Consider the following 24,250-nt stretch of genomic DNA (forward strand, 5'->3'; position numbering starts at 1 on the left):
TTTTTCCTGCTTCCCGCCGAAGCGGTATCAGATCGTCAATCTCCGACCGCTTTCGGCGTCGAATAGATGGACATGCGGCGCGTCGATGGAAACGCGCAGCGTATCGCCGGGTCGGGCATTGATCCGTTCCCGGAAGATGCAGTTGACATCACTGCCGCCAAACCTGACGGTCATCTGCGTTTCATACCCGGTCGGCTCGATCACGATGATTTCCGCCGGCAGACCGTTGGCGTCGAGCGCGATGTATTCCGGACGCAGCCCATAGACGAGATCCCGGCCCTTTGCGCCAGCGGGCGGATTTGCCACCGGCAGGACAGTTCCGTCCGACGCGATGAACCGGCTGCCATTCTCCGCATCGAGGCGGCCTTTGATCATGTTCATCGCCGGCGAACCGATGAAGCCCGCGACGAAAAGATTGGCAGGCGTGTCGTAGAGATCCAGCGGCTTTCCCACCTGCTCGACGACGCCGTCATGCATGACGACGATCTTATCGGCCATCGTCATGGCCTCGATCTGATCATGCGTGACGTAAACGGTCGTGGTGCCGAGACGTTGATGAAGCTCCTTGATCTCCGCGCGCATGGCGACCCGGAGCTTGGCATCGAGGTTAGAAAGCGGTTCGTCGAAAAGGAAGACCTGCGGATCGCGCACGATCGCCCGGCCCATGGCGACACGCTGGCGCTGGCCGCCGGAAAGCTGGCGGGGATAGCGGTCGAGAAGTTTGGTAAGGCCCAGGATTTCCGCAGCCTTCTTGACACGCATATCCATGTCGGCTTTCGGCGCGCGCTTAAGCATCAGCGAGAAAGCCATGTTCTGCGCCACCGACATATGCGGATAGAGCGCATAATTCTGAAAGACCATGGCTATGTCGCGGTCACCCGGCGCTACACCGTTGACGGCACGATTGCCGATACGGATCTCGCCGGCGGAAATGTTCTCGAGGCCGGCAAGCATTCTCAGAAGCGTGGATTTTCCGCATCCCGACGGTCCGACCAGGATCACGAACTCCCCGTCGGCAATCTCGATATTCACGCCCTTGATAACCGGGAACGCCCCGAATGATTTCCTGACATCGACAAACTCGACACCTGCCATAAAAGTCCCTCCCAGAACTTGTCACTTCCTTGGCCCTGCCGGTCATCTCCTCCTCCGAGACATTCACCGCCAGAACGCCAACCAATTCAATTTCGACGTCCTATCCCCTTCCGACGAGCGGCATCTTTGTCGCCATCACGGTCATGGTCAGGACGTTTGCCTCCAGCGGAAGGCTTGCCATGTAGACGACCGCGCGAGCGACATGCTCGGCGGAAATCGTCGGTTCGGTGGCAATTTCTCCGTTCGCCTGCAGCACACCGGAACTCATCCTCGCGGTCATGTCCGTTGCGGCATTGCCGATATCGATCTGGCCGCAAGCGATATCGAATGGGCGTCCGTCGAGCGCGGTCGATTTCGTAAGGCCGGTGATCGCATGCTTGGTCGCGGTATAGGGGGCGGAATTTGGCCGGGGCGTTGTCGCCGAAATCGACCCGTTGTTGATGATGCGGCCGCCGTGAGGCACCTGCGACTTCATCAGTTTGAAAGCCTGCTGCGTGCAAAGAAACGCGCCGGTGAGGTTGGCCGCGACCACGCCGTTCCACTGGTCGAAGGTGAGCTCTTCGAGCGGTATCGCAGGCGCACCGCTGCCGGCATTGTTGACGAGAAGATCGAGCCGGCCGAATTCGGATTTGATCTTGCCGAAGAGGTCAGCGACCTGTTCAGGAGCCCCGATATCGCAGACAATCGCCCGCATCGTGCCGCCAGTCTCGGCGGCGAGTTCGCTGGCTGCCTTTTCCAGCACATCATGACGGCGCCCGGTGAGGACAACGGTATAACCTTCAGCGCTCAGCGCTTTGGCGATGCTGCGGCCGATGCCGGTACCTCCGCCGGTGACAAGGGCGATCTGGGTTTTTGGTGCGATTGCGGGCTGCGCCATCTCAGATTTTCCCTCCAAGTTCATCATCGATGTGGATCCTTATGATCTCATCGAAATTGGTTTCCGCCCTGAAGCCGAGCGCCGTTGCCCGCCGCGCATCGAAATCCGTCGCCCATCCGGAAACAATCGAGCGGATTGTGGGGTCGATCTCACGGCGGATGAGTTTGACAGCCTTTTCGCCGGCGACGCGGCGCAGAGCCTCGATCTCCTCGCCGACAAGTGCGGACAGCCCGGGCATGGTGAGATTTCGGCGCGGTCCGATCTCGCTGCTGTCGATGCGTGCGGCATGGATGAAGAAGCCGACCGCGGAGCGTGGGCTGGCAAACCAGTGTCGGACATTCTCGTCCACCGGCAGCACGGCTTCCTGATTGACAAGAGGCTCGCGCAGAATGTTCGAGAAGAAGCCGGAGGCGGCCTTGTTGGGCTTGCCGGGGCGGATGCAGATTGTCGGAAGGCGAATGCCGATGCCGTCGAAGATGCCGCGCCTCGAATAATCGGCAAGCAGCAGTTCGCAGATCGCCTTCTGCGTACCGTAGCTCGTCAGGGGGGTCGTGAAGAAATCATCGCCGATCTTCTCCGGAAAGGGTTGGCCGAAAACAGCGATCGACGAGGCAAAGATGACGCGGGGGTTATAGGGCTCCTTCAGCCCCTCGTGCCGGATGGCCTCGAAGAGCGAGCGCGTGCCATCGAGATTGGTGTGGTAGCCCTTATCGAAATCCGCCTCGGCCTCGCCGGATACGATCGCCGCCAGATGAAAGATCATATCCGGCCGCAAGCCGGAAAGCTTGGTGGCACTCGCGGGATCAGAAAGATCGGCCGTCATCGCCGTGGAAACGGATACAAGCGCGGCCGGAACCGGCGGCGGAACAACGTCGACAAGCGTCAACCTGTCGATCCCGCGGCCAAGCACATCTGCCTGCAGACCAATCTTCTCCACCAGCTTGCGGCCGATCATGCCAGCCGCCCCGATAACCATCACATGCATATCAGCCAGATCTCCTCATGCTCAGCGGCTCAAACCGTATTGCCGGTATTGCCGGTCGCCAGCAGAACCTTGGTCGTTTCGTAAATACGCGTCAGATGATGCCGGAACGCGTCGACGACGGCATCGCGGTCATGCCGTGCGAGAGCCTCGTAGATCGATAGATGATCGTCGTAGCTCGCTTCGATAGCGCCCGGCTTGGACATGGCGTTGCGGCGGTAATTCATCATGTAGGTGTATAGGTCAGTGACAAAGTCGGCGAGCAGCGGGTTTCCACCGGCGCGATAGATCGCAACGTGGAATTCGCGGTCGCAAATGAGGAAACGCATCACATCGTCTCCGCCAAGCCGCTGCGCCTCCAGAAGAGCCTGCAACTTTGCCAGCGTCGCATCGTCGATCCGTTCGGCAGCATCCCCGACGACCTTGAGCTCGACATGGAGACGGGCCGCGTGAACCGACTCCAGATCGTAGCTGTCGATTGCGTTGGGAGAGGCGATCGTCACCGTGATGTGGCTGAGGTCGACCTTGCAAATGCGGCTGCGGCTGCCATGCGAAACCGCGATGATACCCTGCGCGGCCAGGGTCTGGATGGCGCCGCGCACCGTTTCGCGGCTGACATGGAGAACGCTTGCCAGTTCGCGCTCGCCCGGCAACTCGTCGCCCGGCCGCAACATGTTGGTTGCTATCAGGACCATCAGCTTCTGAGCGATAACGTCACGCGCCGTCCGGCGGGCGAGACCACGCGCGATATTCGGCACCTCGGTTAAGATCGGACTTTCGTCCATCACACCCTCCGGTCCACTGGTTGGTCCAGCAGATCAGTTTATTAAGAATGGTTGAGCAAATCAGTCAAGCCAATTTCCTCCTGTAACCGCCAATAGGGACATCTTTCATCAGCCAGGCTCGGGACAGAGATATCGCTCGACGTCTGAGCCGCAACGAGAGCGAGCTTGACATCATTAGCAGCGGCCCTTTACGATCACCGACATTCACCAGGGGGGTCCCGGCAAGGGGCTGAGATACTGCTGAACAATACGGCTTTGCCGATTGTGGGCGCAGTGACCCGTTGAACCTGATCCAGTTCATACTGGCGTAGGGACGGTGCAAGCGCTCGAAGGCTTTGGATTCATGCGTGGAATCCGTGCCGGCGTCTTTCCATCATTCCGGCTGATTGACTGGGTCTCCAACTGCAATTTGGAGCCTCAAACCATGACCATTGCCGCAAAGAATCTTACCCCGACCGTCACGACTGGCCCGATGCCGGCATCGCGGAAGATCCATATTTCTGGAGATATCCATAGCGATATCCGCGTACCGATGCGCGAGATCAGCGTCCATCCGACCGCAGGCGAGCCGCCTGTCGTCGTCTATGATTCCTCCGGTCCCTACACGATAGAGGGCGCCGAGATCCGCATCGAGCAGGGCCTGCCCCAACTGCGCCGTGACTGGGTGCTCGCCCGCGGCGATGTCGAATCCTATGTGGGCCGCCATGTCCGCCCCGAGGACAACGGCTTTGTCAGCGGCGAACGGCTCACGCCGGAATTCCCAGGGCGACGCCGGCCGCTACGTGCCAGGGATGGTAAAGCCGTCACCCAGCTCGCCTATGCACGGGCCGGTATCATTACGCCGGAGATGGAGTTCATCGCCATTCGCGAAAACCTCGGCCGCAAGGCCAACGCCGAAGCACTGATTCGCGACGGCGAGAGCTTCGGCGCTCATATTCCGGATCATGTCACACCGGAATTCGTCCGCCAGGAAGTCGCCGCCGGCAGGGCGATCATCCCGGCCAACATCAATCACCCCGAAAGCGAACCGATGATCATCGGCCGGAATTTTCTGGTGAAGATCAACGCCAATATCGGCAACTCCGCCGTCACGTCATCGATGGCGGAGGAAGTCGAGAAGATGGTCTGGGCTGCCCGATGGGGCGCCGATACCGTCATGGACCTTTCGACCGGCCGCAACATCCACAATATCCGAGAATGGATCATCCGCAATTCGCCGCTGCCGATCGGCACGGTGCCGCTGTATCAGGCGCTGGAAAAGGTCGGCGGCATCGCCGAAGACCTCACCTGGGAAATCTATCGCGATACGCTGATCGAGCAGGCCGAACAGGGCGTCGATTATTTCACTATCCATGCCGGCGTACGGCTGCATTACATCCCACTCACCGTCAATCGCGTGACCGGCATCGTCTCGCGCGGCGGCTCGATCATGGCCAAGTGGTGTCTTCACCATCATCGCGAGAGCTTCCTCTACGAACATTTCGAGGAAATCTGCGATATCTGCCGCGCCTATGACGTCTCCTTCTCGCTCGGCGACGGCCTGCGCCCCGGCTCGATCGCCGATGCCAACGACGCGGCGCAATTTGCCGAACTCGAAACGCTCGGCGAGCTAACGAAGATCGCCTGGGCGAAGGATTGCCAGGTGATGATCGAGGGCCCCGGTCACGTGCCGATGCACAAGATCAAGGAAAACATGGACAAGCAGCTCGCCGTTTGTGGCGAGGCGCCTTTCTATACGCTCGGGCCGCTGACGACCGATATCGCGCCGGGCTACGATCATATCACCTCGGGCATCGGCGCTGCCATGATTGGCTGGTTCGGCACGGCCATGCTCTGCTACGTCACCCCGAAGGAACATCTCGGCCTGCCCGATCGCAATGACGTCAAAACAGGTGTCATCACCTACAAGATCGCCGCCCATGCTGCCGACCTTGCCAAGGGGCACCCGGCCGCGCAGGTGCGCGACGATGCATTGTCGCGCGCCCGCTTCGAGTTCCGTTGGGAAGACCAGTTCAACCTGTCGCTCGATCCTGACACCGCCCGCAGCTTCCATGACGAAACCTTGCCAAAGGAAGCCCACAAGGTTGCGCATTTCTGCTCGATGTGCGGCCCGAAATTCTGCTCCATGCGGATTTCGCACGATATCCGCGCCGAAGCGCAGAAGGAGGGGCTGGACGCGATGGCGGCGAAATACCGTGAGGGCGGCGATCTCTATATGCCGATCGACACCCCAGCCCATAAGGCAGACTGACATGCGTGTCCTTGTGAAGGGGGCCGGCGTCGCCGGCCTCACGGTCGCACGCGAATTGCACGCCCGTGGTGCGAAAGTGATCGTTTTCGACCCGCACCCAAACTTCGCTCGCGCTGCTTCCTGGCTCGCCGGCGGCATGCTCGCGCCTTGGTGCGAGCGCGAAAGCGCCGCTGAGACCGTGCTTAAACGCGGCCTCGATGCCGCCGACCGGTGGGAAGCGATTCTGCCGGGCAAGGTCGTCCGCAACGGAACGCTGGTCGTCGCATCGACCCGCGACCATGGAGAGCTGAGGCGATTTGCCAGCCGCACGACCTGCTATCAATGGGTGGAAGAGGACGACATTGCTGCACTCGAACCCACTCTCGCCACTCGCTTCAGACATGGCCTGTTCTTTCAGCGTGAAGCTCATCTGGATCCTCGCCAGGCGCTGCGCGCGTTGAAAGAGCTGTTGTCGGCAGAGGGCGTCGTCTTTACCGACGAAGATGTGAGCGAAGACGATTTCTCCGATATCGTTGATTGCACCGGTGCTGCCCGCATCGGGCAAAGTCGCAATCTGCGCGGCGTGCGTGGCGAAATGCTCTATCTGCATACAGAGGAGGTTACGCTCGCCCGGCCCGTTCGCCTGCTGCATCCGCGCTTTCCCGTGTATATCGTCCCCCGCGGCAAGGGCCTGTTTATGGTCGGCGCGACGATGATCGAGACCGAATTCGACGGCCCGATCACTGCGCGCTCGATGATGGAACTGCTGAACGCAGCCTATGCGCTGCATCCAGCCTTTGCGGATGCCACTATCGTCGAAACCGGCGCCGGCATCCGCCCTGCCCTCCCCGACAATTTTCCGCGAGTAATGCGGGAAGGCAAGGTCACATACCTCAACGGTCTTTATCGCCACGGTTTTCTGCTGGCGCCGACAATGGCGGCAGAAGCCGCCGATCTCGTCTTTTCCGAACGGACGACGCAAAGGAGTTTCCAATGCACCTGATCATTAATGGCGAAGCGCAGACGATCGCCGCCACGACGCTTTCGCAGCTTTTGGCCGCCCTCGACTACGAAGGCGACTGGCTGGCAACCGCCGTCAACGGCGAACTCGTTCATCGCGAGGATCGCGACGGACATATTCTGGTCGACAACGACAGGATCGAGATCCTGACACCCATGCAAGGAGGCTGACCATGCTCGATCTCTACGGAAGCCAAATCGGGTCGCGACTTCTTCTCGGCACCGCGCGCTATCCCTCGCCAGCAGTCCTCGCCGAAGCGGTCAAGCGATCAGGGACCGAGATCGTCACCGTATCGTTGCGCCGCGAAGCGGTCGGCGGTCGCAACGGTGGCGCATTCTTCGACATGATCCGCGCGCTCGACGTTCGCGTTCTTCCCAACACGGCCGGCTGCCATGGCGTATCGGAGGCGGTGCTGACCGCCAAGATGGCCCGCGAAGTGTTTCGAACCAACTGGATCAAGCTGGAGGTGATCGGCAACCACGATACGCTGCAGCCGGATGTCTTTGCACTCGTCGAGGCGGCGCGCATTCTGATCGGTGAGGGTTTCGAGGTCTTTCCCTATACGACGGACGATCTGGTCGTCGCCGAACGTCTGCTCGAAGCCGGATGCCGGGTGCTGATGCCCTGGTGCGCGCCGATTGGTTCTGCGGCAGGACCGCTCAATCTTTCCGCACTTCGATCTCTGCGGGCACATTTTCCCGACGTGCCGTTGATCGTGGACGCCGGTATCGGCCGACCTTCGCATGCTGCTGTTGTCATGGAGCTCGGCTTCGATGCCGTACTGCTGAACACCGCGGTTGCCGGCGCCGGCGACCCTGCCGCAATGGCGGAAGCCTTCGCCAAGGCGATCGACGCCGGCAGGCAGGCGTTCGGTGCCGGTATGCTGGAGCCGCGCGACATGGCAGTGCCTTCGACACCCGTAATCGGAAAGGCGGTTTTCGCATGAAGCTCGATCCATTCTACCTGATCGTTGACAGTGCCGCATGGATCGAAAGGCTGGTGCCACTGGGTGTCAAACTGGTGCAACTGCGCATCAAGGATCGCACTCTGGCCGAGATACGGGCAGACATCCGCCAGGCAAAGGCGGTCTGCGCTGCCCACGCATGCCAGTTGATCATCAATGACTACTGGCAACTTGCCATCGAGGAAGGCTGCGATTTCATCCATCTCGGCCAGGAGGATCTGGCGGTGGCCGATCTTGGCGCCATCCGCGAGGCAGGCTTGAAACTGGGACTTTCGACGCATGACGAGGCGGAGCTGGCGATCGCGCTGGCGGCGCGTCCGGACTATATCGCGCTCGGTCCGATCTACCCCACCATTCTCAAGGCCATGGCCTGGGCGCCGCAGGGTCTCGACCGCATCGGCGAATGGAAGGCGCGCATCGGCAGCATACCGCTGGTGGCGATCGGCGGGCTGACCGTGGAACGCATTGCCGGCGTCTTCGAGAACGGGGCGGACAGTGCTGCGGTGGTCACGGATATCACCTTGAACAAAGCACCCGAAACGAGAACCATGCAGTGGCTGGGGATGACCGACATCTACCGCTCCAATGTCTGCGCGGACCCGATTTAGATACGAAGAGGCGTCTTTGCTGCAGCGGACGCCCCACTTCTGGCCAGAACTGCTTCAAGAGCATCAACGACCAATTCGGCCATCAGATCGGCCGGTTAGTGCTCCAAGTGCCTCCGGAAGAACGCCAACACCGCGGAATTGAACTCCTTGTGAAAGGCCACTCGGTCGAACCCGGGTCTGTCGCCGCATATGTCCGGACGCTTCTTAGCCAAATCCGGCGTGCAGGGCGTAAGGAAGGCAAAATGACCGGCACCTTGTACGATATGGTAGTCGGGCTTGGCCGGCAGATCGCGATCGATAGCCGAAACAAAGTCAAACGACACTTCACCGCCAGTTCTGTCTTCTCCGCTGTGTTCCGACGCCCAAAGTTGAATCGGGGTTTTCACGTTCTCTAAGCCGTCTGGGCCGAACAATGGACCGAAAGCCGGATCGGCAATGACAAGGGCCTTCACGCGAGGGTCATGCGCGAATGATTGTGTCGGCATCTCGTTTTTCTGCAGTTGTGCGCAACTGGGCTTCGGAGAATTCTCCGGGCAGAGCGCAAGAGCCTTTCGAAGATCGGGAGTGCCGCCTGCAACAACCAAGCCTGTATAGCCACCTCTCGAGAAGCCAAAGAACCCTATATTTTCGGGGTCGAGTTTCGAATGATCGGGCCATGCGGTGAGCATGTAGTCGATCAATCGCGTGATGTCGGCCGGACGCTCCGCGAACGGGGCAAGAGTGTCGGCACGGCTCATATCGCCGCCGGCTCCCGCGTCGACTGGATGGTTGAGCGCAACGACAACGAACCCACCATCTGCGAGCATCTCGGCTGTGTCATGGTGGCTGACGAAGGATCCTCCATAGCCATGCGAGATCACGATCAATGGCAGTTTTTCGCCGGACACGGCACAGTTCTCCGTGGCCGGCAGCGTCGTCATGCGAAATTTCACCTCGCCCGCCTCTTCGGCGCAAGGAGACCAGACGGCTGCTTGTAGCATCGGAAGGCCGGGCTCAACCGGCACGCTGATGAAGCGAAGACCGGCAGCCTGGGCGAACGTAGCCATCAAGCAGAACGTGGCCAGGAGCGTGGACTTGAAAAGGCGCATGCATTGCTCCGATCAAGAGATTTGAACTTGCCGTAGACGGCTTCCAGGATGCTGAGAATTCGCCTCTGTTTATGCGGAGCATTGTCTCGCTCAGGTAGCTCCCATACGAACGCCACCCGGCCAAAGAGGCATTTCACCAAGACTACTTGCCGCCGGAGGATTGAACAAAAAACAGCCCATCATGCGGTTGTATGCTCACCTCGCCGATCCGTGTTGCCAGGCCCATATTTAATGCCTCAGGTGCCCTTACAAATCGAAGTTTCGGGCTCAGGAGGTCGGCATATTGCTTGTCGCTGATTGAAAGCCGCCCCTCGAATATTTCCTTCATTCGATCATCATCGATTGCAAGGGCGTTATATCCCTCATTGATTTGATCGGCGGTCAGTTTTTCGCTGCTGAAGGTTTCTTGGCCGGAGTGAAATGCAAAAAGAGATTCTTTATTTGCAATTCTTTCTTTCCCAGCCAGGAATAAAAGAACTGCCGCCGATTCAACATTGGCAATTGCATACGTATTAATTTGAACGTCCATGGAAGACAGTATGTGGTATAGGGCGATGCCCGAAGCGATATTTCCACCCATGGAATTTATCATCAGGTATATTGTACTGTAACCTTTTGATCTCAGATTTATGATTCCGCTCGTAAGATCGAGTGTAGACTTTTCATCAATCGGCTGGGAGAAATACAAATAGGCGGCCGAGCCGCTATTCACATTTTCCTTCTCTTGAGCAAAGACGACGCTGGATTTGAAGGTACCGATCGCTAAGGCAGATAGACCTAAGCAGACATTCCGGCGATTCAACATTACCGACATATCAAACAGCCCTCGAATGGATTAATCACTCCGGTAAGATACGCGGCACTTGCGAGCCTCGGCAACTTCAAGCGAACGACCTTACTTCAAAGTCACGTGATCTCATGCGCTGCAGGATGCCGTCATCACCCGGCAAAAGACCTCGTGTGGAGGGTAAAATTCTTTGCCCTAGCCGGTTTAGTGTTGCTTTAAAGAAACTGTGTCAGGGTACAGGCGTGTCCTCTATACCGGCAACCTGATGAAGTTTCGAAGAAATCCAAAGATACTGCGCGGCTTCGCGAACTCTGTAATAGGCCATACTGGCGCATTTGCTCCGGCAATATTTGCGGCAACTATTGCAGTCATCGTCGTCTGTGTTGCAACGAACTGGCGGCGGGAACGATCGCTGGCCGATGAACGCTCCATTGTTGCCGGCGAGATTGCCACCATTTCATCCCGGCTTCAGACAAACCTCAATAGCAATGTGAAGCTGCTGCAAGGCCTGGCGGCTGGTGTCGCAGTCAATCCAACGATGGACCAAACCGCCTTTTCCAAACTTGCTGCCGAAATCTTGCAGCCCGATTCACAATTGCGAAGCTTCGCCGCGGCGCCTGGCATGGTGGTGAAGTGGGTTTATCCGGAAAAAGGAAACGAAAAGGCCATCGGCCTCGACTACCGAAAGAATGAAAAGCAACGCGATGGCGCGATGCTGGCGCGCAACACCCACAATATCGTTCTGACCGGACCTGTTGAGCTCGTCCAGGGCGGGACTGCTTTCATAGTCAGGTGCCCAGTTTATATCAATGACGGAACAAGCCAGATCTTTTGGGGTCTTCTTTCTGGAATCGTAGATATTCCGAGGCTTTACCAAGATAGCGGCCTTGAATCGACCGACCTTGAGATTGCCATCAGCACCGTACCGGAGCCGAACTTGCCCAAACAAGTTTTTCTCGGCAGCTTGGACACTTTTTCGAAGCAACCGGTCGTGACATTCGTTGATATGACGTATGGCCGATGGACCCTCGCCGCGGTGCCCAAGCACGGATGGGGTCAAAATAGCGGGATTGCCACTTTTGAGCTCTATGCGAGCTTGTTGGCATTCTGTGTCGTTGCACCGATCATCTGGGTCGGCTTTCTGACCAAATCACGCCAAAAAACCATTGAAAAGCTTCGCCTTCACAAGAAAAAGCTTGTTCGAGCACGGCAAAGGCTGGAATACCTGTCGTTGCATGACGCCCTCACAGGGCTTCCTAACAGGCGATTTATCGACCAGATGATCTCGCAGCCGACGAGGCCCGGTCCGGAAGATTGTCTGATCCTCATTCATATCGACCTGGATCGATTTAAGGAGATCAACGACACGAAAGGTCATGCCGGAGGTGACACGGTGCTGCAGGCAACGGCTTCGCGCCTTGCCAATTTGACCGGCCCGAACGACGTCGCGGCTCGGATCGGTGGAGATGAGTTCATCTTCGCTAGCTGGAGCACCGATCCCGAGCCTAAGGCAAACGCATTGGCGCAACAGATTGTCGATACGCTCGAGCAGCCCCTCTCCATTGATGGGGCGGAGTGTGTGGTCGGTGCAAGCGTTGGCGTCGCCTGGGAGACTGAACCTGCTGTGCGCCGGCGGGACCTCAGTCAATTGCTTCTCAATGCCGATTTGGCTCTGTACGAGGCGAAGAAGACCGGCCGCGGCCGGGCCGCCATTTTCACCGAAGAGCTTCGTAGCGCCACAATCCATTCGAAAGAACTGGCAGACGAATTCAATCATGCGCTCGATCGCGATGAACTGGTCGCATTCTTCCAACCGCAGTTTAACGCAGACACATTGGATATCGTCGGCGTCGAGACACTCGCCCGCTGGGATCACCCGCGAAAAGGTCTGCTCACCCCGGACAAATTTCTTGACGTCGCGGAAAGGCTGGGGCGCAGCGGCGACATGGACAGGCTGATCCTGCAAAAGGCCCTGTTCGAGCTTACAAGATGGGACAGCCTTGGGATGGACATCCCGCGTGTCTCAGTCAATATTTCAGCGCGTCGACTGGCGCAGCCAAATCTGCTTGCCGAGCTTTCCGCACTTCCCTTGGCGAGAGGTCGCCTGTGTTTCGAGCTGCTTGAGACAATCTCCTTCGATGATCTTCAACCTGTTCTCAATGAGATCATTCCCGCTGTCAAAGAGCTTGGGATCGAAATCGAGATCGACGATTTCGGCACCGGACATGCCAGCATCGTCAGCCTGCTTAGATTTGAACCACGAAGGCTTAAGATCGATCGGGAAATTATCAAGCCGATTGTCACGTCTCCATCCCAACGCCGTCTGGTCTCCTCAATTATCGAAATCGGCCGATCGCAAAACATCGACATCGTTGCCGAAGGCGTGGAGACCATGGAGCATGCGAAGATCCTGAAAGATCTTGGTTGCCATCTGTTGCAAGGTTACGCGCTAGCACGACCAATGACCTCGCAGCAGTTGATCGAATTTTGCCGTACGAAGAGTAAAGGACTTACAGAGGCGGGATAATAACGTCGCGATGACTCAATCAGCGATTACTGCCCGCGACGTTCTTGCAACGGCGCAAACGCGAATCTATTCTGTGACTGGGACCAACGAAGCTTAGACGGCATTCTCAAAGAACGTCCCAAAGGGACGGAACGGCCCGACGAAATAGCGTCCGGCTGCCGCAATCACATTTGCATCGACTGAAATCCAGCAATGATCCGATCCGGGCCCATACGGAGATCAAGATGACGGACCACCGCGAAATCGATGCTATTCGAGCCCTATTAAATTCCAGGCCCCGCCCCGTCGGATGGGCGGAGCGCCGGCATAGAATCGAGGAAGTCGGTGCCGCCTGGCCGATTGCCGACGATATCGAACTGGAAGAGGTCGAACTGAACGGCTTCTCCGCGGAATGGTCATTGGCGCCGGGCAGCAATGCCGCTCATGTGCTCATGTTCTTCCACGGGGGCGGCTATTGCTCGGGCTCGATCGTCAGCCATCGCCGTTTGGTAACCGAAGCTGGACGCGAGGCGGGCGCGCGGACGCTCGCCGTCGGCTATCGCCTTGCGCCGGAAAATCCGTTTCCCGCGGCTCTCGACGATGCCATCGCCGCCTGGCGCTTTCTGCGCGGACAGGGCATAGATGCCGAACATATCGCCGTTGGCGGCGATAGCGCCGGCGGCGGCCTGACCGTCTCGCTGATCAATACACTGCGCGCTGCCGGTGAAGCCTTGCCGGCATGTGGCTGGCTGATTTCGCCTTGGACTGATCTGACCATGTCCGGCACGACGCTTGCCACGAAGGATGCGATCGATCCGCTCATTCACAAAGACTATTTGCTTGAGCTCGCCGAGGCCTACGTGCCCCCGCATGTGGACCGCAGGGATCCTGGCGTTTCGCCGCTCTATGCCGATCTGAGGGGATTGCCGCCGCTCCTCATTCAGGTCGGATCGGATGAAAGCCTGCTTGCCGATGCCACAAGATTTGCAGCGGCGGCGGGCGAAGCCGATGTCGAGATGACACTCGAGATCTGGCCGCGCATGATCCACGCATGGCCGCTATGGAACGCACAGCTCGAAGCAGGACGGCAGGCAATCACACATGCGGGAAACTTCATCCGGCGATGCATGAATGGAGAGCCAAGATAGCGGGCCGCGCATGCCGCCGATGCTTCACCACGCCTGGCGCCGGTCGTGATGGTCGTGTGACAACCAACGAAAAACCACATCATGGGAGAATGCATGCGCGAACCGAGCGTTCTGACACCTGTCGACGTTACTTAAGCTTGACCTGATCATCGTTCGGCGACAAATAGACCCTGAGGCGCTTCCAACCGTCCGGCTTCATGAAAACACGCACGAGGATTGTCAAAGTCGATCCCATGGATAATGACATCAGCCGACTGTTTGAACTATTCGAGAGCGCCCCTGTTCTCGTAGCTGCCTATGATGAATTCGACCGATTGCGCTACGCGAACAAGGCGTTTCGGACAGCCTTTTTCATAGAGCCCGATGAGACGCCGTTGTGGCCAGATCTGATGCGGCGGAATTTCCATGCGAAACGCGGCACTGTCATCCACGCTGCAGACTTTGAAGAATGGTTGATTTCCACCCAATCCCGCCGCGGGAAGATCGGCTACCGAGCTTTTGAAACCGATCTCGTCGACGGTCGTTGGCTTTGGATGACGGAGATGGTTCAAAAAGATGGGTGGATGCTGTGTGTCGCCAGCGATGTGACGGGTTTGAAGGCAAAGACACGCACGGTCCGGCAGGACCGGGATCTGGCAATAAAGGCCTCCTATACCGATGAACTGACCGGTATTGCCAATCGCCGCTTCATCACCGCCCGTGTCGAAGACATGTTGCTGCCACGAAAGGACGCCGAGCCATCGTCCGGCTGCCTCTGCGTCCTCGATATCGACCGCTTCAAAAGCATCAACGACCAATTCGGCCATCAGATTGGCGACTTGGTGCTCAGAGACTTCGCAAAGCGGGTTCATAGCCTCGTTCGGCGCACCGATTGCTTCGGACGCATCGGCGGGGAGGAATTCGTGCTCACGCTTCCAGCCACTCCCATCGGCCAGGCACATTTGATCGTCGAACGGATGCTCGTTTCCGTTCGCAAAGCCAGACCGCTGCCGGAGCATCCAGAATTTCAATACACATTTTCGGCAGGCATAGCGTGCGCGCAGCCGGGTGACACAGCCCTCAGCCTATATGCCCGCGCGGACCGGGCACTTTATATGGCAAAGCTCGGCGGCCGTGATCGAATTCACGCAGATGGTTCAGCGGACGATCGATCCGCCAGCGCGGGATGAAAGCAGGACCTTGTCGCGGCATGACCGGGCTAGAGGCCAGCCAGCGCTTTATCGATTTTCGCCATTACATCTGGCTGCAACGGTCCCTTCGCGAGGGCACCGGCATTTTCCTCGACCTGGGCCACCGTGCGAAAACCGGGAATTGGCAGCGTGCGCGACGAGCGCGCCCATAGCCACGCAAGCGCACCCTGCGTCAGCGTGCGGCCGTCTTCGGTCAGCAGACCGCGGACCGCTTCCAGACGGGCGGCAAATTCAGGAGCGATCTTGCCGTCCTTGAAGTAGATCATCCAGCCGAGGCTTGCGCCACGCACATCCTTCTCGCCGACCGTTTTGTCAGGCGTGAACTTGCCGCTGAGCAACCCCATGGCGAGCGGACCGCGGTTGATGGAAATCAGGCCATTGCGCTCGATGATATCGATCATCGCCGAAGCCGGCTCGAAAACATTCATCGTATGCTGGATCGACACGAATCCTGCGCGATGCAGATGACGTGCGGCACGATCCGGATGGTCCGTGCTCCAGCCGAAAGCGTCGATCTTGCCTTCGTCCTTGAGCGTTTCCAGCGTTTCAAATACCTCGTCCGACGCTTCGAGCGGAAAATCGTTGAGATGGAACTGCAACAGGTCCAAACGATCGCGGCGCAGCCGGCGCAAGGACGTCTCGGCGGACTGCCGGATGAAGGCCGGGTCGGCGAAAGCGCCGATCGCTTGTTTGGTCTTCTCGTCCGTCGCGGAACCGAATTTGGTCGCGATGACGATATCGCCTCGATTGCCAATCGCCCGACCTAACACCTCTTCGGAATGGCCAGCCCCATAATTCGAGGCGGTATCGAAGAACCGAATGCCAAGATCCACCGCCCGCTCGATAGCGCGGATCGATTCATCGTCATCGACTTCGCCCCAGCCAAGTGGCACGTCGCCGGCATAAAACGGCCCGCCGATTGCCCAGCATCCCATGCCGAGGCGCGGAATCTCGCGGCCATTCCAGAGAACCATTGTGGTAGCATTGTCGGGTTCAGTCAGCATGTCATCCTCCGCGATCGTTTGCCGTTGCGGGTGGAGATAGGGGCAGCGGCCCGAGTGGCAAACAGCCAAATCTGCAGGGTATTTTTCACGGATGAAAAACGGTCGTTGGCGGCTACCCGATGGAAAAACTCCGCATTGAATGTATGACCACAGCCTCAGCCGGCATTATCCGCTCCGACGTTTCCGCAAATACCGGCAACAAGCGAGCGGAACCATTGGTGAGCGGGATGGGTGTGAACGCGTTCATGCCACACGAGCTTATAGACCAGCTTCTCGGCCTCGAAAGGAAGATGACGAACGACCAATCCATGCTGGGAGACGAGCGATCGGCCATGTCCGTTGATGAATCCGCTGGGCACACAGGTCATCAGGTCGCTTCCCGCGACAATGCGCAGCGCATCGACAAAATGGTTGACGACGACGACGATTGTCCTTGTACGACCATGCAGGCTCAGCCAGCCATCGATCACGCCCAAATCCATCCCCGATGGCGTCACCTGCACATGCGAAGCTGCGACGAACTGATCAAGGTCCATCTCTCCCTCTAATGCATGTCCTCGCCGCATTACGCACATGTAGTGATCTGTCCGAAGCCCCTGAACATGGATGTCTCGTGGGAGCGACGGAAACATACCGACGGCGCAGTCCAGCGTGCCACGCTCTATCCCCTCAAGAGAGCTCGCATTGGTATGGAAAGAAAATGCCAAGCGGGCATAGGGTGACATTGCCCGCAACTTCAGCGCAATGCCGCAGACCGCTTCCTCGGCAAGGCTATCCGTAACGGCAATTCGGAAGCTGGTCGGGTCCGAGCGCGGGTCGAATTGCTCCGGTGCGATTGAGGCTCTGATGACCGCGAGCGAACGGTGAAGCTCGGGCCAAATGGCGAGCATCCGTGACGTTGGCTGAACGCCGTCCGCAACTTTTAGGAAAAGTTGGTCGTGCGTCAATTTTCGGGCGCGCCGAAGCGCGTTGCTGACTGCTGGCTGGCTCATCGACAGACTGGCTGCGGCTCGCGTCACGTTCCGCTCCAGCATAATCGCTTCAATAACCACCAGCAGGTTGAGATCAAGCCGCATGTTATTCACCACGATGATAATCGTGCCCTCTAAATCTAAATTGGACGATTCAAACCTTTTGGGCAACTGTATCGACAAGAGCCAGAACGATGATGTCCTGCATCGGAGATAAGGCTGCGACAGACAACTGCGCAATATACTGCGAGGATTTATCTCATGAATGATGCTCCTGCCGGAGACCTGTTGCCGAAGCTGACCGGTAAGATCAGCCCCGATCGTATTCGTCTGATGCGGGCGCCACGTCCGCCGCATGGCCTCATCGAGAAGTTCAAACGCATCCCCGATGCGACGAGCGTGGTCGCCGACGTCATGGACGAGCTGGGCATCACCGGCGCTATCGGAGCATCGGTTCTCAAGCCGACCCTGCCGAACGCAAGCATCGTCGGGCCGGCCCTGACCGTGCGCAATATCATGCAACGCGACCACGTCTACGAAACTGCCCGCAACCATGTGAACCGCATGGCGGAGTTCGAGGCTCACAATCTGGCGCTGCCTGGTGACGTCGTCGTCATCGATGGTGTTGCCGGCATATCCAACATGGGCGGCATTTCGGCGCAGACCGGCAAACGGCAGGGCGAAGCCGGCGCCATCGTCTTCGGTGGCATCCGTGACGTCGGCCATTCCCGTCGTGTGGAATATCCACTCTGGGCCACCGAGATCACCCCGGTTACGGGCAAATGGCGCATCGAGACGGTGGAAATCAATGGCGATATCCAGATCGCCGGCATTCGCGTCTCGCCCGGCGATATCGTCGTCGCCGATGAGACCGGCGTCTGCTTCATCCCGATTGCGCGCGCGGCCGAGGTGCTGGAGCGGGCGCTGGCGAAGGCTGCCTTCGAGCACGAAAAATGCGGTGCAATCGATGCAGGGACCGCAGTTGCCGACTTGCCGAGCAGAGAGTGACTATAATGGCTAATCTCACCCCCAGACTGCGTGTGGCTATCCTCGACGACTATCAGGATGTCGTTCGTACGCTCGACTGCTTCAGCAAACTTCAAGGCCATGAGGTGACGATTTGGAACGATGCGGTAGCCGACGTGAACATGTTGGCAGAGCGACTTGCCAATGCCGACGTACTCGTGCTGCTGCGCGAACGGACCAAGGTGGACGAAGCGCTGGTCAGCCGACTGCCGAACCTCAGGCTGATCAGCCAGAATGGCCATGTGCCGCACATCGATCTCGCCGCATGCACGCGGCACGGCGTTCTGGTCTCCTCGGCTCTAACGCAACGGCCTTCATATCCAACGGTGGAGTTCACCTGGGGCCTGATCCTCTCGGCGATGCGCAACATTCCGCTTGAAAGCGCCGCGCTTCGGGAAGGGTCATGGCAGACGACCGTCGGACTCGGACTGCGAGGTCGCACACTCGGAATCTATGGCTTTGGCCGGCTTGGCGCGATGGTGGCGCGGATCGGCGTCGCCTTCGGCATGGACTTGCTGATCTGGGGGCGCCAGGGGTCTCTGGACCGGGCGCGACAAGAAGGCTTTCCAATCGCAGCAAGCAAGCAGGTCCTGTTCGAGCAATCGGACGTGCTCAGCCTGCACCTGCGCCTGAATGCCGAGACTGCCAGCTTGATCGACGCCGACGACCTTGCCCTGATGAAGCCGACAGCCCTGCTGGTGAACACGAGCAGAGCGGAGCTGATCAAGCCTGGGGCTCTTGTCGCAGCCTTGCGCAACGGTCGCCCCGGAAAGGCGGCAGTCGACGTGTTTGAGCACGAACCTTTGACCGACCCGAGCGACCCCTTGCTGATGCTACCAAACGCCTTGTGCACGCCCCATCTCGGCTATGTCGAGCGCGACAACTACGAATATGCCTATGGCAATGCCTTTGACCAGATCGTCGCCTTTGCCCAAGGCGCGCCGATCAACATCCACAATCCGGATGTGCTGAAACAGGAGAATGCGCAATGAACCTCGAGCTGGACGGGAAAGTCGTTTTGATCACGGGCGGCAGCAAAGGCATCGGTCTTGCCTGCGCCCGGGCCTTCGCCACGGAAGGCGCCCGCGTGGCTATCATATCGCGCGGTGCGAATAATCTGGCCGCCGCCCGGGCAGCACTTGCGGCCGACGGCATCGACGTCACACCCTTCGCCGCGGACCTGTCGGATGGCACCGCAGCCGAGCGTGCAGTCATTGCGGTTGAGGAGCAGGTCGGACCGATTGCTGTGCTGGTCAATTCCGCCGGTGGCGCCGTGCGCGTACCCCCGAGCGAACTGACGCCGGACAAGTGGCGCATCGCGATGGATGCGAAGTTCTTCACCTACATGAACGTCATGGACTATGTCTTGCCGCGCATGGTGTCGCGGCGCGCGGGTGCGATCGTCAACATTATCGGCACTGGCGGCAAGATCGCCTCGCCGATCCATATTCCTGGCGGCGCTGCGAACGCGGCGCTGATGCTGGCCTCGGCCGGTCTGGCTGCAGCTTGGGGACACGCGGGCATACGCGTCAACGTCATCAATCCCGGGGCCACGATGACCGATCGGGTGCAAATGTCGCTGGACGCGGAATCGCGCGCCACCGGAAAGCCGCCGGAGGAGCTGCTGCGTCAAAACCAGCAGCGCATACCGCTTGGGCGCTATGCCACCCCAGAGGAGGTGGCCGATGCCGCGCTTTATCTCGCCAGCGTTCGAGCATCCTACGTGACCGGCGCGTCGTTGACGATGGATGGAGGACTGACGCCGCTCGTTGTGTGACCGGCTGAGTGCGAAAAATCAACATTGGGAGGAGACCAAATGTTTGGCTGGTATCGCGAGCTAACAAATAGAGAGCGAAATACGTTCTGGGGATGCTTTGCGGGGTGGGCAGTGGACGCGATGGATGCGCAACTGTTCAGCTTCGTACTTCCGGTGCTGATCGCAGCATGGGGATTGACGACGGCGCAAGCGGGCTATCTCGCCACAGCGACACTCCTCTCAGCCGCCGTGGGTGGCTGGGCATGCGGTTATCTGGCAGACCGCTTCGGTCGCGTCCGCGTCATGCAGTTCACCATTTTATGGTTCTCGGTGTTCACTCTCATCGCCGGCTTCACGCAAAACTTCGAACAGCTCATCGTCGTGCGGGTGCTGCAAGGGCTGGGCTTCGGCGGTGAGTGGGCCGCTGGTGCCGTGCTGATGGGCGAGATCATCCGGCCTATCCACCGCGGCAAGGCGGTGGGCAGCGTTCAAAGTGGTTTTGGCGTCGGCTGGAGTGCCGCGGCGATATTGGCCAGCATCGTTCTGGCCTACGTACCGGCGGAATATGCATGGCGGACCCTGCTGATGATTGGCGTGCTGCCCGGACTTCTGGTTCTGCATCTGCGCCGAACGATCGAGGAGCCGGAACTCTATCAGCAGACCCGAGCTGCGATAAAGGCCACCGGCCGCGACCCGGGCCTCAGCGCGATCTTCCACCCTGGCATGCTGCAGGTGACGATCCTTGCTTCGCTGCTGGCCTTCGGCGTCGTCGGCGTGGGCGGAGCAATTGTCAACTGGCTGCCGACGTTCATGAAGACGGTCCGTCACCTCTCGCCAAGCGCCTCAGGCTACTACGTATTTCTGGTTACCGGCGGTTCGTTCTTCGGTTTCCTGGCAAGCGCATACCTGTCCGACGTGCTCGGACGGCGACGGACATTCCAGTTGTTTCTGGTCAGCTCATGGGTGGTGACCATTGCCTATATGTTCCTGCCGCTGTCGGGCTGGGGACTCATTCTGATGGGTGTGCCATTCGGCTTCTTCACGATCGGCAACTACGCAGCGCTGGGTCCCTTCTTTACCGAACTCTTCCCGACAGCGGTGCGCGGCAGCGGTCAAAGCTTCGCCTATAACTTCGGCAAGGCGGCCGGTGCGGTCGCAGTCTCCTGCATCGGCATTCTGGCACAGTGGATCACCTTGGCAGAGGCCATCGGGCTGATCGCGTTGCTCGGCTACAGCATCGCGATCGTGGCAACGCTGCTGCTTCCTGAAACGAAAGGCATCAATCTTGTGCCGGGCCTCGGTCCAACGGCGGATGAGGACGACCAGTCCGCCGCAACGAGGGAACAAACCGCTGCGGGTAGCCCCTGACCCCACAGGGACCGTTGGAACCCGACGGCACGCGATATGCGATCCATAGAGACGACATAGGACCTCGGGGCCTGCGCCCCGAGACACGAAACAACCATCGGTTTGCCGAGCGCATGAGTTTGGGATGCCGACCAAATCGCAACCCTCCACGGCGGAGCCAGGATGCTTCCGTGGAGCTTCTTTCTCGACCAAGGAGAGACCCATGAAATCGACTTTCCCGCACCTGGTTCTTGCCATGACCTTGGCGTCACAGGGGAGCATCGCCCAAGCGCAAGCCGCAGGCGGACCAATGCAAATCATGGTTGCGACGCCCCAGCAACTTTCGATTACTCAGAGCGCCTCGAAGACGGTCGGTGTGTCCCAGGTCTCCGGCCAGAGCGCTGAGATGCTTTATGGCGATCCGACGAAAGCAGGACTTTACACGGTTCTGCTGCGCCTCGAACCACACAAGCGCATCATGCCGCTATCGCATCCCGATTCCCGCTTCGTGACCGTCTTGTCGGGCACCTTCTACGTTGGGTTTGGCAATACCTACGATGAAACCAAGCTCAATGCGCTTCCGGCGGGAGGCATCTACACCGAACCCGCCAATGCCAACCATTTCGGGGAAACGCGAGACGAGCCAGCCCTCGTCGCGATCACAGGATATGGGCCGAGCGGCACAAACTACGCAAACCCCGCGGATGCGCCAAAATAACTACGTGCGCTGCCAGAGACCATGCACCCTCGGCGCCCGATGGAGCGCTGAAGTGAGATGACAGGAGAAACACATGTCTCAATCGCCAATGACCAATCCGACCGATGTGGTGCAGGGAAGCTCCGCCACAAGCCACCGCAAGAGCGTCACCGTCGAACGTCTAGCACACAAGTTCCCTGTCCCCAACGCGTGTCGGATCGGGAACCTGGTCGTATCGGGTGCGATCCACGGCGTAGATCCCGAAACACATGTCATGCCGGAGGACCTCACATCCCAGTGCGCCCATGTGTTCGCAAATATGAAGACGATCGTCGAGGCGGCCGGCGGCAGCACCGAGGACATCATCAAGATGACGGTCTATCTGCGCGATCGCAATAATCGGGGACCACTCAATGAGGAATGGGTGCGCATGTTTCCAGACCCCGAAACCCGACCGGCTCGACACTCTCAGCCCTTGTCGGTGGAAGGACCTTCGCTGGTTCAATGCGATTTCATGGCGGTGATCGGAAGAGCAGGCTGAAGGCGGCGCGGCGCGATCGTCGGGGGATAAGATACGATGAAGATCGGAGCAGTTAAGGAAAGAGCCGCAGGAGAAGCGCGCGTTGCAATGACACCAGAGGCCGCTCTTCAGCTACAGAAACTCGGTTACGAGTGCGTGATCGAAACCGGTGCTGGGAGGCAGGCCGGATTTTCGGACGAGGCGTATCGTGGCGTGGGTGTCACGGTGGTCGACAGCGCGGCTTTGCTCTACGAGACATCCGACGTCATTGCCAAGGTCCGGCCGCCCGAAGCCGCAGAGGTGGCGCGGCTGGCACCGGGCAAGACGCTGATCTCCTTCTTCTACCCGGCACAGAACAAGGACCTTCTCGACCAGGCCAGGTCCAGCGGAGCGACCGTCATCGCCATGGACATGGTGCCGCGCATCAGCCGAGCCCAGAAGATGGATGCCCTGTCGTCGATGGCCAATATTGCCGGCTATCGTGCGGTGATCGAGGCCGGCAATAATTTTGGCCGCTTCTTCACCGGTCAGGTGACGGCCGCCGGCAAGGTGCCGCCGGCCAAGGTCTTGGTGATCGGCGCCGGTGTCGCAGGGCTTGCGGCGATCGGCACGGCAACCTCGCTCGGCGCCATCACCTATGCCTTCGACGTGCGCCCGGAAGTGGCCGAGCAGATCGAATCCATGGGGGCGGAATTCGTCTTCCTCGACTTCGGCGAAGAACAGCAGGATGGTGCTGCGACCGGCGGTTATGCCGCACCGTCCTCGCCGGAGTTCCGCGAGAAGCAACTTGCCAAGTTCCGGGAACTGGCGCCTCAGATCGACATCGTCATCACCACCGCCCTGATCCCCGGCCGCGATGCGCCGAAGCTGTGGCTTGCCGATATGGTGGCGGCGATGAAACCGGGCTCGGTCGTGATCGACTTGGCCGCCGAACGTGGCGGCAATTGCGATTTGACGGTCCCCGACGAGCGCATCGTCTCCGACAATGGCGTGATCGTCATCGGCTACACCGATTTCCCGAGCCGCATGGCGGCGCAGGCCTCGACGCTTTATGCCACCAATATCCGCCACATGCTGACGGATCTGACGCCGGGCAAAGACGGGGTGATCGTCCACAACATGGACGATGACGTCATCCGCGGTGCGACCGTCACCAAGGATGGCGCAATCACCTATCCGCCGCCACCGCCGAAGGTGCAGGCGATCGCCGCCGCCAAGCCGAAGGAAAAGGTGAAGGAGCCGACGCCGGAGGAAAAGCGGGCCCGGGAACTGGCCGCCTTCAAGGCGCAGACCAAGAACCAGGGCATCCTGCTCGTCATCGGCACCGCACTTCTGCTGCTGGTCGGCGCCTATGCGCCGTCGAGCTTCATGAGCCATTTTGTCGTCTTCGTGCTCGCCTGTTTCGTCGGCTTCCAGGTGATCTGGAACGTCAGCCATTCGCTGCACACGCCGCTGATGGCGGTGACCAACGCCGTCTCCGGCATCGTCATCCTCGGCGCACTGTTGCAGATCGGCTCGGGCAACGGGCTGGTGGTGACGCTGGCGGCGCTGTCGGTGCTGATCGCCACCATCAACATCGTCGGCGGCTTCCTCGTCACCCGGCGCATGCTCGCCATGTTCCAGAAGTCTTAAGCGGCAGGGATCTTCA

Annotated in this window: 23 protein-coding genes and 1 riboswitch; of the genes, 15 read left to right on the plus strand and 8 right to left on the minus strand. The window is 59.3% G+C overall.

What is annotated here, in order from left to right; translation table 11 throughout:
• Nucleotides 1–27: 27 nt before the first annotated feature.
• From ugpC to QA648_RS29110, 4 genes are all read right to left on the minus strand, one after another.
• The gene (gene ugpC, locus QA648_RS29095) at nucleotides 28–1,095 is read right to left on the minus strand and encodes a sn-glycerol-3-phosphate ABC transporter ATP-binding protein UgpC (RefSeq protein ID WP_104827449.1); all 1,068 of its coding nucleotides are present in this window, start codon (nucleotides 1,093–1,095) and stop codon (nucleotides 28–30) included.
• 100 nt (nucleotides 1,096–1,195) lie between these two features.
• On the minus strand, nucleotides 1,196–1,972 hold the full coding sequence (locus QA648_RS29100) for an SDR family oxidoreductase (RefSeq protein WP_104827450.1): 777 nt from the start codon (nucleotides 1,970–1,972) through the stop codon (nucleotides 1,196–1,198).
• A gap of 1 nt (nucleotide 1,973) precedes the next feature.
• A complete protein-coding gene (denD, locus tag QA648_RS29105) occupies nucleotides 1,974–2,957 on the minus strand; it encodes a D-erythronate dehydrogenase (protein ID WP_283052367.1) in 984 nt (327 codons plus the stop codon).
• A gap of 29 nt (nucleotides 2,958–2,986) precedes the next feature.
• Entirely contained in the window at nucleotides 2,987–3,739 is a 753-nt protein-coding gene (locus QA648_RS29110; protein ID WP_283052369.1) for a FadR/GntR family transcriptional regulator, read from the minus strand.
• Nucleotides 3,740–3,938: 199 nt separating this feature from the next.
• Nucleotides 3,939–4,071: riboswitch (TPP riboswitch) on the plus strand.
• A gap of 92 nt (nucleotides 4,072–4,163) precedes the next feature.
• Between QA648_RS29110 and thiC the strand changes: the two genes are divergently transcribed.
• Genes thiC through QA648_RS29135 form a run of 5 tightly spaced genes read left to right on the plus strand, consistent with a single transcriptional unit; the run spans nucleotide 4,164 to nucleotide 8,562 of the window.
• A complete protein-coding gene (gene thiC / locus QA648_RS29115) occupies nucleotides 4,164–5,990 on the plus strand; it encodes a phosphomethylpyrimidine synthase ThiC (protein WP_283052371.1) in 1,827 nt (608 codons plus the stop codon).
• 1 nt (nucleotide 5,991) lies between these two features.
• Nucleotides 5,992–6,972 carry a glycine oxidase ThiO gene (gene thiO / locus QA648_RS29120; protein WP_283052373.1) on the plus strand — a complete coding sequence of 327 codons (981 nt, stop codon included), beginning with the start codon at nucleotides 5,992–5,994 and terminating at the stop codon, nucleotides 6,970–6,972.
• On the plus strand, nucleotides 6,963–7,160 hold the full coding sequence (thiS, locus tag QA648_RS29125) for a sulfur carrier protein ThiS (RefSeq protein ID WP_283052375.1): 198 nt from the start codon (nucleotides 6,963–6,965) through the stop codon (nucleotides 7,158–7,160). Before thiO ends, thiS begins: the two co-directional genes overlap by 10 nt.
• 2 nt (nucleotides 7,161–7,162) lie before the next feature.
• A complete protein-coding gene (locus tag QA648_RS29130) occupies nucleotides 7,163–7,936 on the plus strand; it encodes a thiazole synthase (protein ID WP_283052377.1) in 774 nt (257 codons plus the stop codon).
• Nucleotides 7,933–8,562: a thiamine phosphate synthase gene (locus tag QA648_RS29135; RefSeq protein WP_283052379.1), complete on the plus strand. Its 630-nt coding sequence runs from the start codon at nucleotides 7,933–7,935 to the stop codon at nucleotides 8,560–8,562. The genes QA648_RS29130 and QA648_RS29135 overlap by 4 nt, the downstream gene beginning before the upstream one ends.
• A gap of 95 nt (nucleotides 8,563–8,657) precedes the next feature.
• Here the strand turns inward: QA648_RS29135 and QA648_RS29140 are convergent, their stop codons facing one another.
• Entirely contained in the window at nucleotides 8,658–9,650 is a 993-nt protein-coding gene (locus QA648_RS29140) for a CocE/NonD family hydrolase (protein ID WP_283052381.1), read from the minus strand.
• A gap of 142 nt (nucleotides 9,651–9,792) precedes the next feature.
• Nucleotides 9,793–10,464, minus strand: coding sequence for an ATP-dependent Clp protease proteolytic subunit (locus tag QA648_RS29145; protein WP_283052382.1), 672 nt, complete (start codon nucleotides 10,462–10,464; stop codon nucleotides 9,793–9,795).
• A 238-nt stretch (nucleotides 10,465–10,702) separates the two neighbouring features.
• Here QA648_RS29145 and QA648_RS29150 point away from each other — a divergent pair, with 238 nt between their 5' ends.
• The 3 genes from QA648_RS29150 to QA648_RS29160 all read left to right on the plus strand — a co-directional run bounded on the left by QA648_RS29150 (nucleotide 10,703) and on the right by QA648_RS29160 (nucleotide 15,260).
• A complete protein-coding gene (locus tag QA648_RS29150) occupies nucleotides 10,703–12,964 on the plus strand; it encodes a bifunctional diguanylate cyclase/phosphodiesterase (protein ID WP_283052383.1) in 2,262 nt (753 codons plus the stop codon).
• 224 nt (nucleotides 12,965–13,188) lie between these two features.
• Nucleotides 13,189–14,091, plus strand: a complete 903-nt coding sequence (locus QA648_RS29155) for an alpha/beta hydrolase (RefSeq protein WP_283052385.1) — start codon at nucleotides 13,189–13,191, stop codon at nucleotides 14,089–14,091.
• Nucleotides 14,092–14,324: 233 nt separating this feature from the next.
• The gene (locus tag QA648_RS29160) at nucleotides 14,325–15,260 is read left to right on the plus strand and encodes a sensor domain-containing diguanylate cyclase (protein ID WP_283052387.1); all 936 of its coding nucleotides are present in this window, start codon (nucleotides 14,325–14,327) and stop codon (nucleotides 15,258–15,260) included.
• Between the two features lie 29 nt (nucleotides 15,261–15,289).
• Here the strand turns inward: QA648_RS29160 and QA648_RS29165 are convergent, their stop codons facing one another.
• Both QA648_RS29165 and QA648_RS29170 read right to left on the minus strand, forming a co-directional pair.
• Complete coding sequence (locus tag QA648_RS29165; protein WP_283052389.1) at nucleotides 15,290–16,285, minus strand: aldo/keto reductase; 996 nt, start codon at nucleotides 16,283–16,285, stop codon at nucleotides 15,290–15,292.
• 155 nt (nucleotides 16,286–16,440) lie between these two features.
• Nucleotides 16,441–17,427 carry a LysR family transcriptional regulator gene (locus tag QA648_RS29170; RefSeq protein ID WP_283052391.1) on the minus strand — a complete coding sequence of 329 codons (987 nt, stop codon included), beginning with the start codon at nucleotides 17,425–17,427 and terminating at the stop codon, nucleotides 16,441–16,443.
• A gap of 90 nt (nucleotides 17,428–17,517) precedes the next feature.
• Here QA648_RS29170 and QA648_RS29175 point away from each other — a divergent pair, with 90 nt between their 5' ends.
• The 7 genes from QA648_RS29175 to QA648_RS29205 all read left to right on the plus strand — a co-directional run bounded on the left by QA648_RS29175 (nucleotide 17,518) and on the right by QA648_RS29205 (nucleotide 24,234).
• Nucleotides 17,518–18,264, plus strand: a complete 747-nt coding sequence (locus tag QA648_RS29175) for an RraA family protein (protein ID WP_283052393.1) — start codon at nucleotides 17,518–17,520, stop codon at nucleotides 18,262–18,264.
• Nucleotides 18,265–18,269: 5 nt separating this feature from the next.
• Complete coding sequence (locus QA648_RS29180; RefSeq protein ID WP_283052395.1) at nucleotides 18,270–19,274, plus strand: D-2-hydroxyacid dehydrogenase family protein; 1,005 nt, start codon at nucleotides 18,270–18,272, stop codon at nucleotides 19,272–19,274.
• Nucleotides 19,271–20,059, plus strand: a complete 789-nt coding sequence (locus QA648_RS29185) for an SDR family oxidoreductase (protein WP_283052397.1) — start codon at nucleotides 19,271–19,273, stop codon at nucleotides 20,057–20,059. Before QA648_RS29180 ends, QA648_RS29185 begins: the two co-directional genes overlap by 4 nt.
• Nucleotides 20,060–20,098: 39 nt before the next feature.
• A complete protein-coding gene (locus tag QA648_RS29190; RefSeq protein WP_283052398.1) occupies nucleotides 20,099–21,406 on the plus strand; it encodes an MFS transporter in 1,308 nt (435 codons plus the stop codon).
• A 202-nt stretch (nucleotides 21,407–21,608) separates the two neighbouring features.
• Nucleotides 21,609–22,103, plus strand: coding sequence for a cupin domain-containing protein (locus QA648_RS29195; RefSeq protein WP_283052400.1), 495 nt, complete (start codon nucleotides 21,609–21,611; stop codon nucleotides 22,101–22,103).
• A 73-nt stretch (nucleotides 22,104–22,176) separates the two neighbouring features.
• Nucleotides 22,177–22,623, plus strand: a complete 447-nt coding sequence (locus QA648_RS29200) for a RidA family protein (RefSeq protein ID WP_283052402.1) — start codon at nucleotides 22,177–22,179, stop codon at nucleotides 22,621–22,623.
• A gap of 36 nt (nucleotides 22,624–22,659) precedes the next feature.
• Entirely contained in the window at nucleotides 22,660–24,234 is a 1,575-nt protein-coding gene (locus QA648_RS29205) for a Re/Si-specific NAD(P)(+) transhydrogenase subunit alpha (protein WP_283052403.1), read from the plus strand.
• The last annotated feature ends 16 nt before the right edge of the window (nucleotides 24,235–24,250 follow it).

Source organism: Rhizobium sp. CB3171 (genome assembly GCF_029714265.1).
GTDB lineage: Bacteria > Pseudomonadota > Alphaproteobacteria > Rhizobiales > Rhizobiaceae > Rhizobium.

Excerpts from the sequence above, each read along its gene's own strand:
- QA648_RS29205 (WP_283052403.1), top strand. The coding sequence starts at position 22,660 with ATGAAGATCGGAGCAGTTAAGGAAAGAGCCGCAGGAGAAGCGCGCGTT.
- QA648_RS29145 (WP_283052382.1), bottom strand. The coding sequence starts at position 10,464 with ATGTCGGTAATGTTGAATCGCCGGAATGTCTGCTTAGGTCTATCTGCC.
- ugpC (WP_104827449.1), bottom strand. The coding sequence starts at position 1,095 with ATGGCAGGTGTCGAGTTTGTCGATGTCAGGAAATCATTCGGGGCGTTC.
- QA648_RS29185 (WP_283052397.1), top strand. The coding sequence starts at position 19,271 with ATGAACCTCGAGCTGGACGGGAAAGTCGTTTTGATCACGGGCGGCAGC.
- QA648_RS29200 (WP_283052402.1), top strand. The coding sequence starts at position 22,177 with ATGTCTCAATCGCCAATGACCAATCCGACCGATGTGGTGCAGGGAAGC.
- QA648_RS29150 (WP_283052383.1), top strand. The coding sequence starts at position 10,703 with ATGAAGTTTCGAAGAAATCCAAAGATACTGCGCGGCTTCGCGAACTCT.
- QA648_RS29175 (WP_283052393.1), top strand. The coding sequence starts at position 17,518 with ATGAATGATGCTCCTGCCGGAGACCTGTTGCCGAAGCTGACCGGTAAG.
- thiO (WP_283052373.1), top strand. The coding sequence starts at position 5,992 with ATGCGTGTCCTTGTGAAGGGGGCCGGCGTCGCCGGCCTCACGGTCGCA.
- QA648_RS29165 (WP_283052389.1), bottom strand. The coding sequence starts at position 16,285 with ATGCTGACTGAACCCGACAATGCTACCACAATGGTTCTCTGGAATGGC.
- QA648_RS29155 (WP_283052385.1), top strand. The coding sequence starts at position 13,189 with ATGACGGACCACCGCGAAATCGATGCTATTCGAGCCCTATTAAATTCC.
- QA648_RS29135 (WP_283052379.1), top strand. The coding sequence starts at position 7,933 with ATGAAGCTCGATCCATTCTACCTGATCGTTGACAGTGCCGCATGGATC.
- denD (WP_283052367.1), bottom strand. The coding sequence starts at position 2,957 with ATGCATGTGATGGTTATCGGGGCGGCTGGCATGATCGGCCGCAAGCTG.
- QA648_RS29160 (WP_283052387.1), top strand. The coding sequence starts at position 14,325 with ATGGATAATGACATCAGCCGACTGTTTGAACTATTCGAGAGCGCCCCT.
- thiC (WP_283052371.1), top strand. The coding sequence starts at position 4,164 with ATGACCATTGCCGCAAAGAATCTTACCCCGACCGTCACGACTGGCCCG.
- QA648_RS29180 (WP_283052395.1), top strand. The coding sequence starts at position 18,270 with ATGGCTAATCTCACCCCCAGACTGCGTGTGGCTATCCTCGACGACTAT.
- QA648_RS29195 (WP_283052400.1), top strand. The coding sequence starts at position 21,609 with ATGAAATCGACTTTCCCGCACCTGGTTCTTGCCATGACCTTGGCGTCA.
- QA648_RS29140 (WP_283052381.1), bottom strand. The coding sequence starts at position 9,650 with ATGCGCCTTTTCAAGTCCACGCTCCTGGCCACGTTCTGCTTGATGGCT.
- QA648_RS29100 (WP_104827450.1), bottom strand. The coding sequence starts at position 1,972 with ATGGCGCAGCCCGCAATCGCACCAAAAACCCAGATCGCCCTTGTCACC.
- QA648_RS29190 (WP_283052398.1), top strand. The coding sequence starts at position 20,099 with ATGTTTGGCTGGTATCGCGAGCTAACAAATAGAGAGCGAAATACGTTC.
- thiS (WP_283052375.1), top strand. The coding sequence starts at position 6,963 with ATGCACCTGATCATTAATGGCGAAGCGCAGACGATCGCCGCCACGACG.
- QA648_RS29130 (WP_283052377.1), top strand. The coding sequence starts at position 7,163 with ATGCTCGATCTCTACGGAAGCCAAATCGGGTCGCGACTTCTTCTCGGC.
- QA648_RS29110 (WP_283052369.1), bottom strand. The coding sequence starts at position 3,739 with ATGGACGAAAGTCCGATCTTAACCGAGGTGCCGAATATCGCGCGTGGT.